General features: G+C 55.4%; 12 protein-coding genes and 1 pseudogene. 5 read left to right on the forward strand and 8 right to left on the reverse strand.

All coding sequences use genetic code 11. The annotated features are described in order from the left end of the window. Positions 1 to 89: 89 nt before the first annotated feature. The 5 genes from ABJK56_RS12645 to ABJK56_RS12665 form a co-directional block, all read right to left on the reverse strand. Entirely contained in the window at positions 90 to 719 is a 630-nt protein-coding gene (locus ABJK56_RS12645; protein ID WP_347245028.1) for a TVP38/TMEM64 family protein, read from the reverse strand. Continuing rightward, positions 716 to 1,591 (reverse strand): DUF547 domain-containing protein, encoded by an 876-nt coding sequence (locus ABJK56_RS12650; protein WP_347245029.1) that lies wholly within the window; start codon positions 1,589 to 1,591, stop codon positions 716 to 718. The genes ABJK56_RS12645 and ABJK56_RS12650 overlap by 4 nt, the downstream gene beginning before the upstream one ends. Positions 1,592 to 1,622: 31 nt before the next feature. Then, positions 1,623 to 2,375 carry a hypothetical protein gene (locus tag ABJK56_RS12655; protein ID WP_347245030.1) on the reverse strand — a complete coding sequence of 251 codons (753 nt, stop codon included), beginning with the start codon at positions 2,373 to 2,375 and terminating at the stop codon, positions 1,623 to 1,625. Positions 2,376 to 2,677: 302 nt separating this feature from the next. Then, positions 2,678 to 2,896: a hypothetical protein gene (locus ABJK56_RS12660; protein WP_347245031.1), complete on the reverse strand. Its 219-nt coding sequence runs from the start codon at positions 2,894 to 2,896 to the stop codon at positions 2,678 to 2,680. Next, positions 2,886 to 3,530 (reverse strand): sigma-70 family RNA polymerase sigma factor, encoded by a 645-nt coding sequence (locus tag ABJK56_RS12665; RefSeq protein WP_347245032.1) that lies wholly within the window; start codon positions 3,528 to 3,530, stop codon positions 2,886 to 2,888. Before ABJK56_RS12665 ends, ABJK56_RS12660 begins: the two co-directional genes overlap by 11 nt. Before the next feature lie 266 nt (positions 3,531 to 3,796). On the opposite strand from ABJK56_RS12665, the gene ABJK56_RS12670 reads away from it, so the two are divergent. The 4 genes and pseudogenes from ABJK56_RS12670 (at position 3,797) to ABJK56_RS12685 (ending at position 7,092) form a co-directional block, all read left to right on the forward strand. After that, positions 3,797 to 4,228, forward strand: coding sequence for a TetR family transcriptional regulator C-terminal domain-containing protein (locus ABJK56_RS12670; RefSeq protein ID WP_347245033.1), 432 nt, complete (start codon positions 3,797 to 3,799; stop codon positions 4,226 to 4,228). Between the two features lie 397 nt (positions 4,229 to 4,625). Next, positions 4,626 to 5,075 carry a DsrE family protein gene (locus tag ABJK56_RS12675; protein ID WP_347245034.1) on the forward strand — a complete coding sequence of 150 codons (450 nt, stop codon included), beginning with the start codon at positions 4,626 to 4,628 and terminating at the stop codon, positions 5,073 to 5,075. A 63-nt stretch (positions 5,076 to 5,138) separates the two neighbouring features. After that, positions 5,139 to 5,762, forward strand: a pseudogene (locus ABJK56_RS12680) (peroxiredoxin family protein). Positions 5,763 to 6,030: 268 nt separating this feature from the next. Then, positions 6,031 to 7,092, forward strand: a complete 1,062-nt coding sequence (locus ABJK56_RS12685) for a DUF3179 domain-containing protein (protein WP_347245035.1) — start codon at positions 6,031 to 6,033, stop codon at positions 7,090 to 7,092. An 18-nt stretch (positions 7,093 to 7,110) separates the two neighbouring features. Here the strand turns inward: ABJK56_RS12685 and ABJK56_RS12690 are convergent, their stop codons facing one another. The 3 genes from ABJK56_RS12690 to ABJK56_RS12700 all read right to left on the reverse strand — a co-directional run bounded on the left by ABJK56_RS12690 (position 7,111) and on the right by ABJK56_RS12700 (position 10,730). After that, positions 7,111 to 7,938: a PP2C family protein-serine/threonine phosphatase gene (locus tag ABJK56_RS12690; protein ID WP_347245036.1), complete on the reverse strand. Its 828-nt coding sequence runs from the start codon at positions 7,936 to 7,938 to the stop codon at positions 7,111 to 7,113. Between the two features lie 259 nt (positions 7,939 to 8,197). Then, a complete protein-coding gene (locus ABJK56_RS12695; RefSeq protein WP_347245037.1) occupies positions 8,198 to 9,979 on the reverse strand; it encodes a hypothetical protein in 1,782 nt (593 codons plus the stop codon). Positions 9,980 to 10,010: 31 nt separating this feature from the next. Next, positions 10,011 to 10,730 carry a glycosyltransferase family 2 protein gene (locus tag ABJK56_RS12700; protein WP_347245038.1) on the reverse strand — a complete coding sequence of 240 codons (720 nt, stop codon included), beginning with the start codon at positions 10,728 to 10,730 and terminating at the stop codon, positions 10,011 to 10,013. Positions 10,731 to 11,491: 761 nt separating this feature from the next. On the opposite strand from ABJK56_RS12700, the gene ABJK56_RS12705 reads away from it, so the two are divergent. Next, complete coding sequence (locus ABJK56_RS12705) at positions 11,492 to 12,580, forward strand: Sb-PDE family phosphodiesterase (RefSeq protein ID WP_347245039.1); 1,089 nt, start codon at positions 11,492 to 11,494, stop codon at positions 12,578 to 12,580. The last annotated feature ends 146 nt before the right edge of the window (positions 12,581 to 12,726 follow it).

Genomic DNA, 12,726 nt, shown 5'->3' on the forward strand with positions numbered 1-12,726 from the left:
TAACAGCTCCGGTAGATCAGTTTGCGCCGCGATGGTATCCTTCAACGCCCGCCTTGCCACGCCAGTGATCACAACTGTCGCGATGATGGTTACCACCAAACTGAGCACGAAGAAACAGTGTGTAATGGGTCGTCACTGGGAGTTCCGGCTGCCACCTCAGCGAGACTCTTGAGAGCAGAACCCAGATACACGTACATCAGCGTCCCCGGTAGCATTCCGATCCATGATGCCAAAACATATTGGGGCAGCGGGATCTTGGTTAAGCCGAAGGCATAGTTCAGGAGGTTGAACGGAAAGACGGGCGAGAGGCGGACCAGGAGCACAATCTTGAAGCCCTCTTTTCCCACTGCGCGGTCAATTGCCTGGTAGCGGGGATTGGCTGCAATCCGTTTCTCGATCCATCCCCGCAGCAGCGTGCGTCCCACCAGAAATGCTGTAGTTGCACCAACGACACTTCCCACCGATACTGCAATCGTGCCGCGAACGACACCGAAAAGAAAGCCTGCGCCTAGGGTCAATACGGAACCGGGAACAAACAGCACGCATGCTGCTGCATAAACGCCCGCCAACAGAACCGGTCCCCAGCCACCGACGGATTCAATTCTCCCCAGGAGCGAGATAAGAATTTCCCGGACGGGCAGGAGAGCGACGGCCGTAGCAAGCACCACCAAAAGCACTACCCCAATGACGACAATTCGCACTGTGGAACTAGTTCTCATTGCTCGTTCAGGCTCCAATCGTAATCAAGGAAGGAAACCGAAAAGTCTCCGCTGAGGATGAGGCGTCTGGTTGCGTCGTTAGGGAGGTACGCGGCGAGGCTCGCAAGAGCCTCCCGTGGTGTGGGACCAAAGTCCTGTCCAAACCAATGAAGAATTGCGGACACTTGGATTGCGCGATGAGCGAAATCGACTTGCAGGTTCTTCGGACGAGCGAAAAAGTCGCGAGTATTGTCAGCCAACTGCTCTTCTAGCTTTTCCCGCGTGTAGGCCTCATTGCGTAAGCGCGGACAACCTTTCGAGGCGCACACAACTGCAAAATGGATGCGGGGCTCACCTAGTTTGCGCAGAACTTGATGCTCGATCGCATCAAGCGAATACTTTCTGTTTCCAACAGGCAAAAGTAGGTCCTTCCAGATGTTGTAACCGAAGACTCTTGCCGTATGGTTGCGGATGCTGCTGGTCGGATACACGTCAAGAATGCCGTAGATAGTCAAGGCGTTGTACGCGTTAATCCAAAATGCGAGCTTGCCCTCCTTCGTTGCTGGCGCGTCTGGGTCCACTTGGCCAAGCGATACCAGGTAGTCGCGAAGCGCTGTCCGGTCTGCAGAAGAAGCCTTCCAGGCAGCGTAGTTGACCATTCCGTCGCCATCGACGTACTTATGCAGCAGTCGATCCCAAATACTGTGATCCACAGCGTCAATTGAATGATTTTTAGTATCGGCTTCTGCGGTTATTCCATTCCCGGTAACGACCACGACTTGCGGCCCCTGAAGCGAGCAGGTGAGAAGGACCATCAGAGTTACAACTAAAAGGCTGGCAGCACCGAACCAGGTAAGGTGGCGCATGTAACGATTCTCCTGAGACTGTCGCATTCCAATCTTCCTACCCAGGGTTGGCGAGCCTCTAACGGCTTCCGGAACCGGAACCAGGGTTCGGGGAGGACGGTCCCGGAGTAAGTACGGGGCGAGTTGTGGAACCGGCTGGGGCATTTGCCGATGACGTTCCAATGGCCTCGTATTTGCTGGGGTTCGCCAGAAACTCGTCCCGCTGCGCCGCAGAAGCGAACAGGTAGCGCAGTCCGTTATGGATCACCATGAACTCGGGTCTGCCACGAACCATTTGCTGCATACCGACGCGGCACACCACGCAATACCCACCGTAAGCGAGATCTGCGTCGACATACCCCGAGGGGTCGGCCAGAAAAGTGCTTTTGGCGTCCGCGTTCGCACACAGGAAGAGTCGTCCATCGTGAAACACCGCATAACGGATGTTTCCCGGGACTCGTTTGCCCGTCTTGACAAGGCTCACCACACAATCGCCTCCGAGAGCTGGGACGTACTTCTCAGGAGCGGCCAGGAACATCTGTTTGCCCTGTTCATTAGCGAAATAATAAGTGTGTCCATCGAATACGGTTCGAATCGACGGATCACCTTTAACCCACTTGTACACGGTGTGCAGGCTGACCGGGCAGTATCCTTCGAGTGCCAGAGGAGCCATCCGGCTCGTCGAACCGGATGAGGGTTCTATCGCCTTAGTGGCCGATCCAGCGGGAGGATAATTCCTGTTTCCGCTCTGGGCCGAACCTGGAACTTTCCCGGCAATCATTAAGCCGGCCAAAGTGAATAGTACGGTTGTCAGTTTGGAAACAGTTCGCATGACTGTGAACTCCTTCCAAAAGTGGATCACATAGCGTTCACTTCGACACACAGACCCCCGAACTCTGTCACATTGACGCGCCGTGTCCGAAATTCTTACAAACGACTTTTACGAAAAACGAGAAAGCGGAGGCCGCGGGAGACTTTCGAGCAGGTGGTGGCAGAAGCTTTTCCTAGTCAAGCGTGGCCCTTGTGAGCGAGGGGCATCGTCGCCACAAAGACCCGGCGGTGCAGGGCGCAAAGAGGCACCACCCGGCGCCCAAGCGACATCAAAAACAGTGAGGACAAGCTGCAACACGAAGGTCAGACTTGGCCTTCCCGCAAAGCAGCCTTGATCTGTTCACGGGCTTCTTCCGAAAGGGTGGGCTCAGGTGCAGTCGGATCTTGCGTTAGTCGCTCAGAATTCTCTTGGATTGCGCGACGTAAAAACCGCAGTTGTCGGGCAAAGCCGGCGCACAGACGGCACATCGCGAGATGGAGCCAGACCTGCAGCCGCTGGCGTAATGGAAGGTTACGCTCCATCGACTCGGACACCAAACGGGAGACCTCTCGGCAGCGAAGCATCGTCAGTGGGCCCCCATTTCTCGAGGTGAAACTTCATACATCGCGTCAGGCGGAGACGGGCTCGATGGAGCAGGACCCAAAGATTTGACGAGGTAATTCCAAGTTCCTTACAGATTTGATCTCCAGACAGTTCATCGAACTCGCGGAGCATGAAGACGTCGGCCTGGCGCTGCGGCAACCTCTTCAGACAACTCCGAAACGCCTCCCAGAACTCCTCGCGTTCCATTGCGGCCTCGGGGCGACCTCCCATGATCCGAGGATCAAATCGCCAGTTTCCTTTTGCATCGAAGAACTCCGCGGATGGGTCGTTGTCCTGCTCTCCACCCGTTGCGGCGTCCGGGCGGTTACGCCGGCGAATACAGTCTACAATCTTTCGTCTGCAAATTCCCGTAAGCCAAGCCCTTTCTGAACCCTCACCAGAATACTGATGGCGGGCACGAAGCGCCGCCACAAAGGTTTCCTGAACCACCTCTTCGGCCGCATCCGGATCCCGCAGACGAGACAGGGCGAAGCGGAAAAGAACGTCGCCGTACTGATCGACCCACTCTGCTGGGTCGCTGGCTTTGTGACGTGATACATTTGAGTCCGTCATGATCATCCATCAAACGGAGGACGGTGCGTTGGCTCGGCGTCTTTACCGGAACAGCCGAACAGTAGGCCCGCTCAAAAAGACCGCTTCTTGAGCGGATCTCTTCCTTGACTGGTCGTTGTCCACCGATAGTATACCGACCGACCGGTAGACAAGAGCTGAATATGAATTCCGAGCAGTTCACTAAACAACGCATTCTCGATGAGGCGACGAAGCTTGTACATCAGAAAGGCTTCCGCGCTACCTCGTTGCAGGAATAGTTAGCTGCGGTGGGCATCACCAAAGGAAGCCTCTACTACTACTTTCCCGGCAAGGATGATCTGGGACTGGCGGTGCTGGAACGCGCTAAAAAACGGTTTTTGGCCACGCTGGATGAGCTTCTGGCCGCGCCGACACCAGCTCAGAGCCTTGAGCAATTCTTCGACTTCGTGTTGAACAAACATCGCAGCGAACGGTTCGCTGGTGGCTGCCTTTTCGGTAACACAGCTCTGGAGATGAGCGACGTAAACAGTCGTTTTGCCGAGTCTGTGGCGGAATTGTTTCAAGAGTGGATTGGCCGCCTCGCTAAAGTCATTCGGGCCGGACAAGCAGCCGGGCAGTTTCGGGCGGACATTCCCGCTGAAGACCTGGCGGAGGTGATTGTTTCGACGATCGAGGGGGGATCATGCAGGCGCGGCTCCAAAAGAATGAACGCCCGCTGAAAGTATGTCTGGATTCCCTGAAGATCTTTCTCAGGCCGGTCACGAGGTGAAGATTCGAAAAGATTTTTTAAGAGAGCCGAAAGGCAAAGCCAGGTCCTGGGGATCACTCGTAGCCCAGTACTGCTAGGCATGGTCGACCTCAGAAGCTTCGTGCCGCCGGGGGACGTTCCATGTATTTGCCGTGCACAGGACGACTGTCACCTCGCTCGCCGGAGGATACTCATGAAACCGAGGCCTTCGCGGCTTTGATCGGTGTCCCTGTGTTCGAAGGCGTTTGGCCCTGGCGGCCGTGGCGGCGAAATTGGCCGGGAAACCCAGCGCGTTCGTCGGGGACAATACCTCGCTCGGTATCTAGGACAGCCGTTAGCGAACCGTTAGATTGTCGGGAGCCTATCGTATGCTTACCTTACGACTACCTGTTCTCGTTGCCGCGATTTCGATCGCGCTTACTGCCTGGGCGGTTTCAATCCTGGTGAATGGGTCTGAGCCAGTGAGCAATTCCGTTCCAGGGTCGAAGCGTTTGGCGGTTGTTTGGAGCAGTGGTGACCCGGATGTTGCGCACCGCGTGTGCTTGATGTATGCGCACGCGGCTGCCACGAACAAATGGTTTGAAGAAGTTCGGCTTATTGTCTGGGGACCGTCCGCCCGGCTTTTGGCGGCAGATAAAGATCTCCAGGCCAAGGTCAAGGCAATGATGCAGGACGGTGTCTATGTGCAGGCCTGTATCGTGTGTGCCGACTCCTACGGGGTTACTGAGACGCTTCGCGGTCTTGGAATCGAGGTCAAACCGATGGGCCGACCCCTGACAGACATGCTGCAGGGAGACTACAGGGTTTTGACGTTCTGAGTCTGAGAGCTTCATGTTCGAGAAAGGAACGCAGCCATGCTTCACCAAATACTTGCAGCGGCGATGGTCCTGAGCATCTTGTCCGCGCCGGTCTTCTGCTCGGCAGTGTTAGCTGGGGAAGGGGCCGTGCCAGCCCCTGCTTTCGGGCCAGAGAGTCCACAAACTCCGCCTTCGCTTGCCAAGAAGTCTTTGCCTCCGCGTGACGGGGATAAAGCTTCGGACTTCACTTTGAAAACTCTGGACGGGAACCCCGTGCAACTTTCGAAACAACTGGCCAACGGCCCGGTGGTACTGGTTGTTCTGCGCGGGTGGCCGGGTTACCAGTGCCCCATATGTATGCGACAGGTTGGAGATTTTCTTGCCCAAGCGAAGCAGTTTTAGGCTTTGCATGCACGGGTCATTTTCGTTTATCCGGGGCCGGCAGATCGTCTGGAGGACCATGCTCGCGAATTCTGGGGCGACAAGATCCTTCCAGAAGGCTTCACTTTCGTAATTGATCCTGACTACCAGTTCACCCTTGCGTACGGATTACGGTGGCTCGCCCCTCGGGAAACTGCCTACCCTGCGACATTTGTCATTGACCAGAAGAGCATTGTTCGCTTTGCCAAAGTGAGCAAGACGCACGGCGATCGGGCCAGTTCTAGCGAAGTGCTGCCGGTAATTGAGAAAATTGAAGAAACGCGGTAACAAGTTCTCCAGACGGGCCAATAGCTCAACGGGCGAAAGGGATCAACGGTTGACAGTTTAGTGGAATTGCTACCCAGTTTTATAGCTCGATCGGTCGATTGAGGGGGCTCCACGGAGCCAAACCTACGCCTACTGTATCTCCGGCGTGTCACCGGAACGACGACTCACCGACGTGCTCGTCAAACCCGACCTGTAAGGAACGCCTTCCTTGCACGTCAATCTGGTGTGCTTTTCATTGGCCAAGGCTCGCTCGTTGGAGAAGGAGATCATGAGCAGTAGCATAAATAATGCCATCGCTCTACCGGATACCCTAGATTGCGTTAGAGAGGCTTCTCGCCCTTTACTCGGCAAGCCACCCTGGGTAATCACGTGGGCAACGTCGCTTGCCGTGGCTCTGGTTACAAGCTCCCCATACTCAACGCTCGCTGAACGCCCCGGGGCGCGATCTGTGCAATATCGTCTTGCGCCACCCTTCGATCTTGGCAATGTCATCATCCCAAAGAGTGAAATATATGCCGGGGGGCCACCCAAGGACGGGATCCCCGCACTGACGAATCCCCTTGTCATTGCGGCTCGTGATGCGGCCTACTTGAAGCCCACGGATGAGGTCGTCGGAGTTGAAATTGCCGATGAAGCCCGCGCCTATCCCCTGAAGATTCTCAACTACCATGAGATTGTGAATGATTGGCTGGGCGGGGTGCCGATTGCCGTCACCTATTGTCCGTTATGCCATTCCGTGGTTGTTTTTGATCGCCGCAGCGAGGAGAGGGTTTTGGAATTTGGGGTTTCCGGTCTGCTTTACAATAGCAATGTCCTGATGTATGACCGCGGCGGACGACCAGAAAGTCTTTGGTCTCAGATCGCCACACAGGGCGTGTCCGGGCCAGGTGCTCGGAAGCCGTTGAAGACCTTGCCGGTGGAGCTCACTACCTGGGAAGAATGGCAAATGCGGCACCCAAACACAACCGTTCTCTCCTCGCAAACAGGTTACGCTCGGGATTACGAGGTCAGCCCTTATCAGAGGTATTTCGCGAGTCCGGGGCTCATGTTTCCCGCACGACCTACAAGCAATCGGCTTCCGGCGAAAGCGGTGGTCCTCGGGGTGTGGGTCGACAGCAATGCCCGGGCTTATCCCCTCGCGGCTTTCCCTCCACAGGGGGGAGAATTGGGGCAAGATTTGGCCGGCAAGCGATTCCGCCTCATCTATGACAATCGTTACAAATCGGTGCGGGTTGTCGCGGCCGACGAAGGCGTCCAGTGGATGTATTCCTTCTGGTTTGCGTGGTACGCCTTTCGTCCGTATACCGACGTCTGGGACGGCAAACATTAAGCCGTATCTCCCGCTACGTCAGCGCAGCTCGGCAACGATCAGCGTTTGATCGTCATTGTTCGGTTCGAACTGATACTCGCGGACTCGGTTCAGCACTCTGTCAGCGACTTCGAACAGATTGCCACATCCGGTTGATCTTACTATCTCGGCCAGACCAGCAATGCCGAGTGGCTCTTGTTCCGCATTAAGAACTTCGAAGAGGCCGTCTGTGAATAAGAAAAGGCGGTCCCCAGATTTCAGCTCGACTGTACTCTGGTGGAACTTTTCTGAACCCGGCAGTGCAAGACCAATTACCGGATTCTGGCTTGTCAGATGGAGAATTTTGTCTTCCGACGGTCGCATCAACAGAGGGCTGGGATGTCCCGCGCCACTCCATGTCAACTCCATTCGCTCCAGGTCGATTCGCACCGCCACGAAACTCAGAAACATGCCTGTGTCGCTAAAGTATTCCGCCATAAAACGCTCCAGCGAATCGACGATTTCCCGGGGCTCACGCCGGTACATGATTCCGTATCGCACTTCGCTACTGATTCGGGTAGCCAGGAGCGCCGCCCCGATATCGTGTCCCACTACGTCACACATCGTTACATAGCAGGTTGAATGCTCCGGAAAACGTACCTGGCAATAGTCCCCACCCACTTCTTCGACAGGTACGTAACGCACGTCGATCCAAATCCGGTCGTGGAGGACAGGATCGGGGAGCAAGCTGCGGTGTACCTCGGCAGCAATTCTCAAACGCATTTGCTGAGTTATACGTAAACATTCCAGCTCCATCTCCAGTTCAGCACAGCGCCGCCGAAGAGCGTGTATGTTTGTCTCCTCGGGAAAGATAGTAGAAGGTATCATTTTTTTACTCCTTGATTCCGTCAACGGCTTGCAGGAGCTGGGTCCAGCTCCCTCACGCATTACTTTGATCCTGATCCGACCGTTCCTGAACCTTGGGGCGATTCAGGTTCGGGACTAGCCCGTGTGCTCGGGCCAACATCGCTGGCTGCCGGCTGACCCACTGCCCGTTGGCCACTTCTCTGCAATTCCCCGCTGTTTTTACAGCCCAAAGTGGCTAGCCTTACAAGGGCAAGAAGACCCCATGACAGAATCCATGTTCTCATGAGAACAAATCCTTTCGTTCGGGTAGAATGCTGAATTGGCTGGAACGATCATCTTCTCTGTGGAGTGGCCGACTCCAAGCTGTTTCCAACATAAGCCAGACAAACCACGGTGCATACTCAAACCATGTCACCACAAAGTCGAAGAACATGGCACCAGTGTACGGTGTGCTTAGGACATGCTGATTGGGAAACTGGTTCATGAGCCAGAATCGCAGGTAGTAAACCATTGCGAGGCCGCCGATGGCCAACCACGCCTTGCTCCGTGCAAACATCACGAGGGGTATGGCCCACGTCCAGTACCATGGGTTTTGCGTCGGGGAAAGAAGCCAGAACCAAGCTAAAAGGAGAAAAGCGACCTGCAGCCAGTCGGCCGGTTGCTCAGAAAGTCTAACCCGGTGAAGAAGACCCGTCAGGATTGCCAGAAAACAAACAACGGTGATCAGCCGAGCCAAAAGAAAAGGCGTTCGCGAAGGATCCAACAGAAACCATCGTGATGTCGCCGCTACCAGTTCGGCTCTCCAGCAGTGGGGAACAATTGAGAACCATGGGCGGTACTCCGGTGCTCCGTCCATCGTTGGCTTAAGGTTCTCGATGACCAGCATGAACAGAAAGTCATTTATTTCCCAGTGTCCGAGGAATGCCGTAAGACCCGTGCTGGGGTCCTGGGGAGTCGTCATCGTATCCGATGGCACTGCAGGAAAGACACTTTCTGCCTTTGCGTTGATGACCTCGCAATCAGTGGACGAAGGCTGAGCCTTCCAGGGAATCATCGGCCACAGGACTGCTGTCGTGATCATCACAAACGTTAAGGTCGCGGCCGAGGCCCACCGCCATCCAATCGCTTTCATCCAGAGTGCCGCTACCATTGGAGCGAGTACCACTGGATAGAATTTGGCTCCAACCGCCAGAGCCAGCAGCACGGCGGACAGAAGCGTGTGGATTCGACTCCGTCCTACCGAGGTAAAGTTTCTCAACAATCGCACCGCAAAAAACAAAGCGAGAACGGTGAGAAAAACCGCCAGAGAATCGAGATGCCCGGTGTTGGCAATCTCTTTGATAACAAGTGGACACCACCCGTAGGACGCGGACCAACCGATATGCTTCCGGGAGAGACGAAGGAGAGTCGAAATGATTACCAGTGTGGTTAGATCGAACACCACAAAAGGCAGCTTCATGAGCATGATGCGCTCGAATACCCCGGCACGATTTGGTGTCAAATAGGCCACGGCTGCAAACGCGGCTTGACTGACCGGGGGGTAGATGGTTGGTAAGTGAGCATAATGAACGCGCGTGAGAATTGTGTTGATGCTGGAATCTTTTCGCAATTGCACTAAACGTTTAAGATCGTCAGGGATATTTCTATGGGATGTCGCCTGGAGGACCTGTTCCGGGCTGTAACGGTATGGACTGACACCTTGCGCTACTACGTTGCCATCCCAAAGATAGCGATAAATGTCAATTTCCAGGATTGGCCAGGAATAAACTGAGACGACGCGGAACAGAATACTCGCAGCAATGATGATCACCAGGAGCACTCTATCCGCTTTGGTCTGCAGCGCCACGATGATCGCGAGGATGTACGCAACAAAGGCGGCCGCCAATATCCCGAGCGCTGCCAGAATTGGTCGTTCGGTGACCGGTACGTCGGGCGCGAAGCGAAAGCTGAGGGCTGCGAGCGATCCATATAACAAGGTGAGCAGCCCGGCCAGGAGGACGAGGATGGTGATCCCCAATCCCGCACGGGCTGGTTCACACGCCGGTTTCAAGCTGCTGTTCACAGCTGCATCCTGGGGCTTAGGGTGTGTCTTTTCATTGAGACCTAGTTTGCCTTGGTGGCACCCGTGCGAGGGCGTACTTGCCGATGGTCGACAGTATTCTGAGGCCAGCCCTCACAGACCCTGATAAAGTCCCACTGATCTTGCTCTGGCCGATGCGGCGTCGATAGGGAACAGGAATCTCGACGGTTCGCAGACCCAATCGGGCGGCCTTGATCTGCATCTCGATCGTCCAACCAAAGTTGCGATCGGTCATGCCCAAGTTGCAGAGGGCTCCGTACTCAATGGCGCGGAAAGGCCCCAGGTCTGTGTACTCGGCGGCTAATAGGCATCGAAGCAGGAAGCACGCGAGTCGGGTGCCAAGGACACTGTGAAGGGGCATGGCTCCAAATTCGCGGGGTCCTTGCAGCCGGGAGCCCAGCACGAAGTCTGCGTTTCCGTGGATAATGGGTTTTACCAGTTCCGGCAACAGCTCCGGGTGATCGCTGTAGTCTGCATCGAGAAAAACGACAACAAGCGGCGGCGATTCGCCGGCGAGGATTAACTCCCGAATCGCGGCCAAACCGCGCAGGCAGGCCGCCCCGTATCCGCGAACCGGCTCTACCACGACTGTCGCGCCAAGGGCAGAAGCTACGGCGGCCGTCCCGTCCGTGGAATTATTGTCCACCACAATCACCCGCCCCACCTTGGGAAGGTCGCGCAAGACCAGCGGAAGCGACGCCGCTTCATTCAATGCGGGAATGATAACTGTCACTTCCTCGAGTATTGGCGTCCTCGTGCAGCATTTGAAAACACTGTGCCTAACTAATAGAGTGGTGCCTTCAATCTATCATCAGTCAGCCACCCAGACGGGCCGCCCGGGCGTTCGTCGAAGTGCGGTTATTTTCCTCGCCAACAGCTCACAAAAAATAAGCTCACTCCCCCCACCACCGGCAGGCCGGAGATCAGCCTGACCGGTCAAAGGGCAGCCGGTCGGATACCTGGCGTTCCATGGAATTGACACACAGACGACACCGAATTGACGCGGAGACTGCTCGATCCTTACACTGCCCGGCGGAATTTTGCCATTCCGCTAGGTTCCCCGAGGAGCTGCCACCATAGATGCTCGTCAGACTTCGGGAAAAAGATAACACTTCTCGGATTACTACATTCCTTAAAGCAGGGCGTTCTAGAGATCACGCACCGTTAGGCAAGACACCCAGGGAAAGGCGAGAGTGTAACTAATCTTTACCGGGACGAACGGAAACATGTGAGAATGCCTTGGCGGTTGACTGTCGCAGAGTTCCGAATACAATCGGAGCGAACGTTCGAGCTAACGGAGCGCCCATCGCGTTTGGGACGATGGTGAACTAGTGGCCACAAAGGGGCGATAAGGGGTAATTACATAGATCTATGTCGCGTTGCTTCCACACGTCTGTTGTGTATCCGTCCCGTAAACCTCGCGCAGTTCGCGAAAGACACTGGTGGTTGAAGTGATTCCGTAGTTGCAGCCTTGCTGAGAAAGGACCCTGCCCTATGATGAGGCGATTGTTGCAAGCGTGGACTGTATCCGTTTGGTTGGTCTTTCTGGCCGCCACAGGCTGGAGCCAGGTCCGCCATGAAATCGCGTTTCCCGACATACCGGGTTACAAAACATTGAAATGCGATTTCCACATGCACACGGTGTTTTCGGATGGAACAGTGTGGCCTACGGTGCGTGTGGAGGAAGCCTACCGGACAGGCCTCGATGCAATCGCGATCAGCGACCATATCGAATACCAGCCCCATAAGGATGACGTGCCGACCAATTACAACCGTTCATATGAGTTGGCCGTGGGGCGGGCACGTGAGTTGGGGATCATCCTCATTCGCGCAGCCGAGATCACACGAGATACTCCACCCGGCCATTTCAACGCCATTTTCCTCAAGGACATTAATCCTCTCGTCAAAGCTGACCTGGTAGAAGCCATTTCGGCGGCGTGTGAGCAAGGCGCGTTTGTTTTTTGGAATCATCAGGCGTGGAAAGGCGAAGAATTGGGTCGCTGGATGGATATTCATACTGAGTTGTATGAAAAGAAGCTCTTGCACGGCATGGAGGTGGCCAACGGTTCCACATATTACCCTAGCGCACATCGATGGTGTTTGGAGAAGGGACTGACGATGGTCGGAAATTCCGATATTCATGGGCCCGATTTGCTCACGCAAAATACCGCGGCGGAGCATCGGACGATCACATTGGTGTTTGTGACCGAGCGAAGCGAAGACGGCATCCGTGAATCGTTGCGTGCGGGGCGCACGGCCGTTTGGTGGGCCGATACGCTGATCGGAAAGCCGGAATGGTTGAAAGCTCTTCTCGAAGCAAGTGTCGACATCGCAGAACCCCACCTGCGTTCCAAGACAAGCGTGTGGACGAAAGTCACGAATAAAAGTGCGATCGATATCGTTCTCCGGCGCATTGGTCCAATCGGCCCGCCCGAATTGACACTGAAAGCCGGGACAACGACACTTGTTCGAATCAACGCTCCGGATACCTCGAAACCCCTTGAGCTTCAGTATGAAGTGACCAATTTCCTTGTAGAACCAGGAAAGGGCCTCACGGTCACGTACACCGTTCCGGCCCCATAATTCATCGAGGTCTCCGCTCATGGGTGACGGGTTTCGGCACGGGCGATGTCATCAATCGCCGTGCTTGCTCCCGCTTTGGTCACGGACCGAGGAAGCAAGCGAACGAGAATCGCCTTTTCGGCAGTATGTGTGCGCGGGTGCTGTCG

The organism is Thermogutta sp. (assembly GCF_039793925.1).
In the GTDB taxonomy this organism is placed as follows: Bacteria; Planctomycetota; Planctomycetia; order Pirellulales; family Thermoguttaceae; genus Thermogutta.

What these genes read in the sequence shown, in the direction of transcription:
- ABJK56_RS12705 (WP_347245039.1), top strand. Translation starts at nt 11,492, where the DNA reads ATGATGAGGCGATTGTTGCAAGCGTGGACTGTATCCGTTTGGTTGGTC.
- ABJK56_RS12660 (WP_347245031.1), bottom strand. Translation starts at nt 2,896, where the DNA reads ATGGAGCGTAACCTTCCATTACGCCAGCGGCTGCAGGTCTGGCTCCAT.
- ABJK56_RS12685 (WP_347245035.1), top strand. Translation starts at nt 6,031, where the DNA reads ATGAGCAGTAGCATAAATAATGCCATCGCTCTACCGGATACCCTAGAT.
- ABJK56_RS12675 (WP_347245034.1), top strand. Translation starts at nt 4,626, where the DNA reads ATGCTTACCTTACGACTACCTGTTCTCGTTGCCGCGATTTCGATCGCG.
- ABJK56_RS12655 (WP_347245030.1), bottom strand. Translation starts at nt 2,375, where the DNA reads ATGCGAACTGTTTCCAAACTGACAACCGTACTATTCACTTTGGCCGGC.
- ABJK56_RS12645 (WP_347245028.1), bottom strand. Translation starts at nt 719, where the DNA reads ATGAGAACTAGTTCCACAGTGCGAATTGTCGTCATTGGGGTAGTGCTT.
- ABJK56_RS12690 (WP_347245036.1), bottom strand. Translation starts at nt 7,938, where the DNA reads ATGATACCTTCTACTATCTTTCCCGAGGAGACAAACATACACGCTCTT.
- ABJK56_RS12665 (WP_347245032.1), bottom strand. Translation starts at nt 3,530, where the DNA reads ATGACGGACTCAAATGTATCACGTCACAAAGCCAGCGACCCAGCAGAG.
- ABJK56_RS12650 (WP_347245029.1), bottom strand. Translation starts at nt 1,591, where the DNA reads ATGCGACAGTCTCAGGAGAATCGTTACATGCGCCACCTTACCTGGTTC.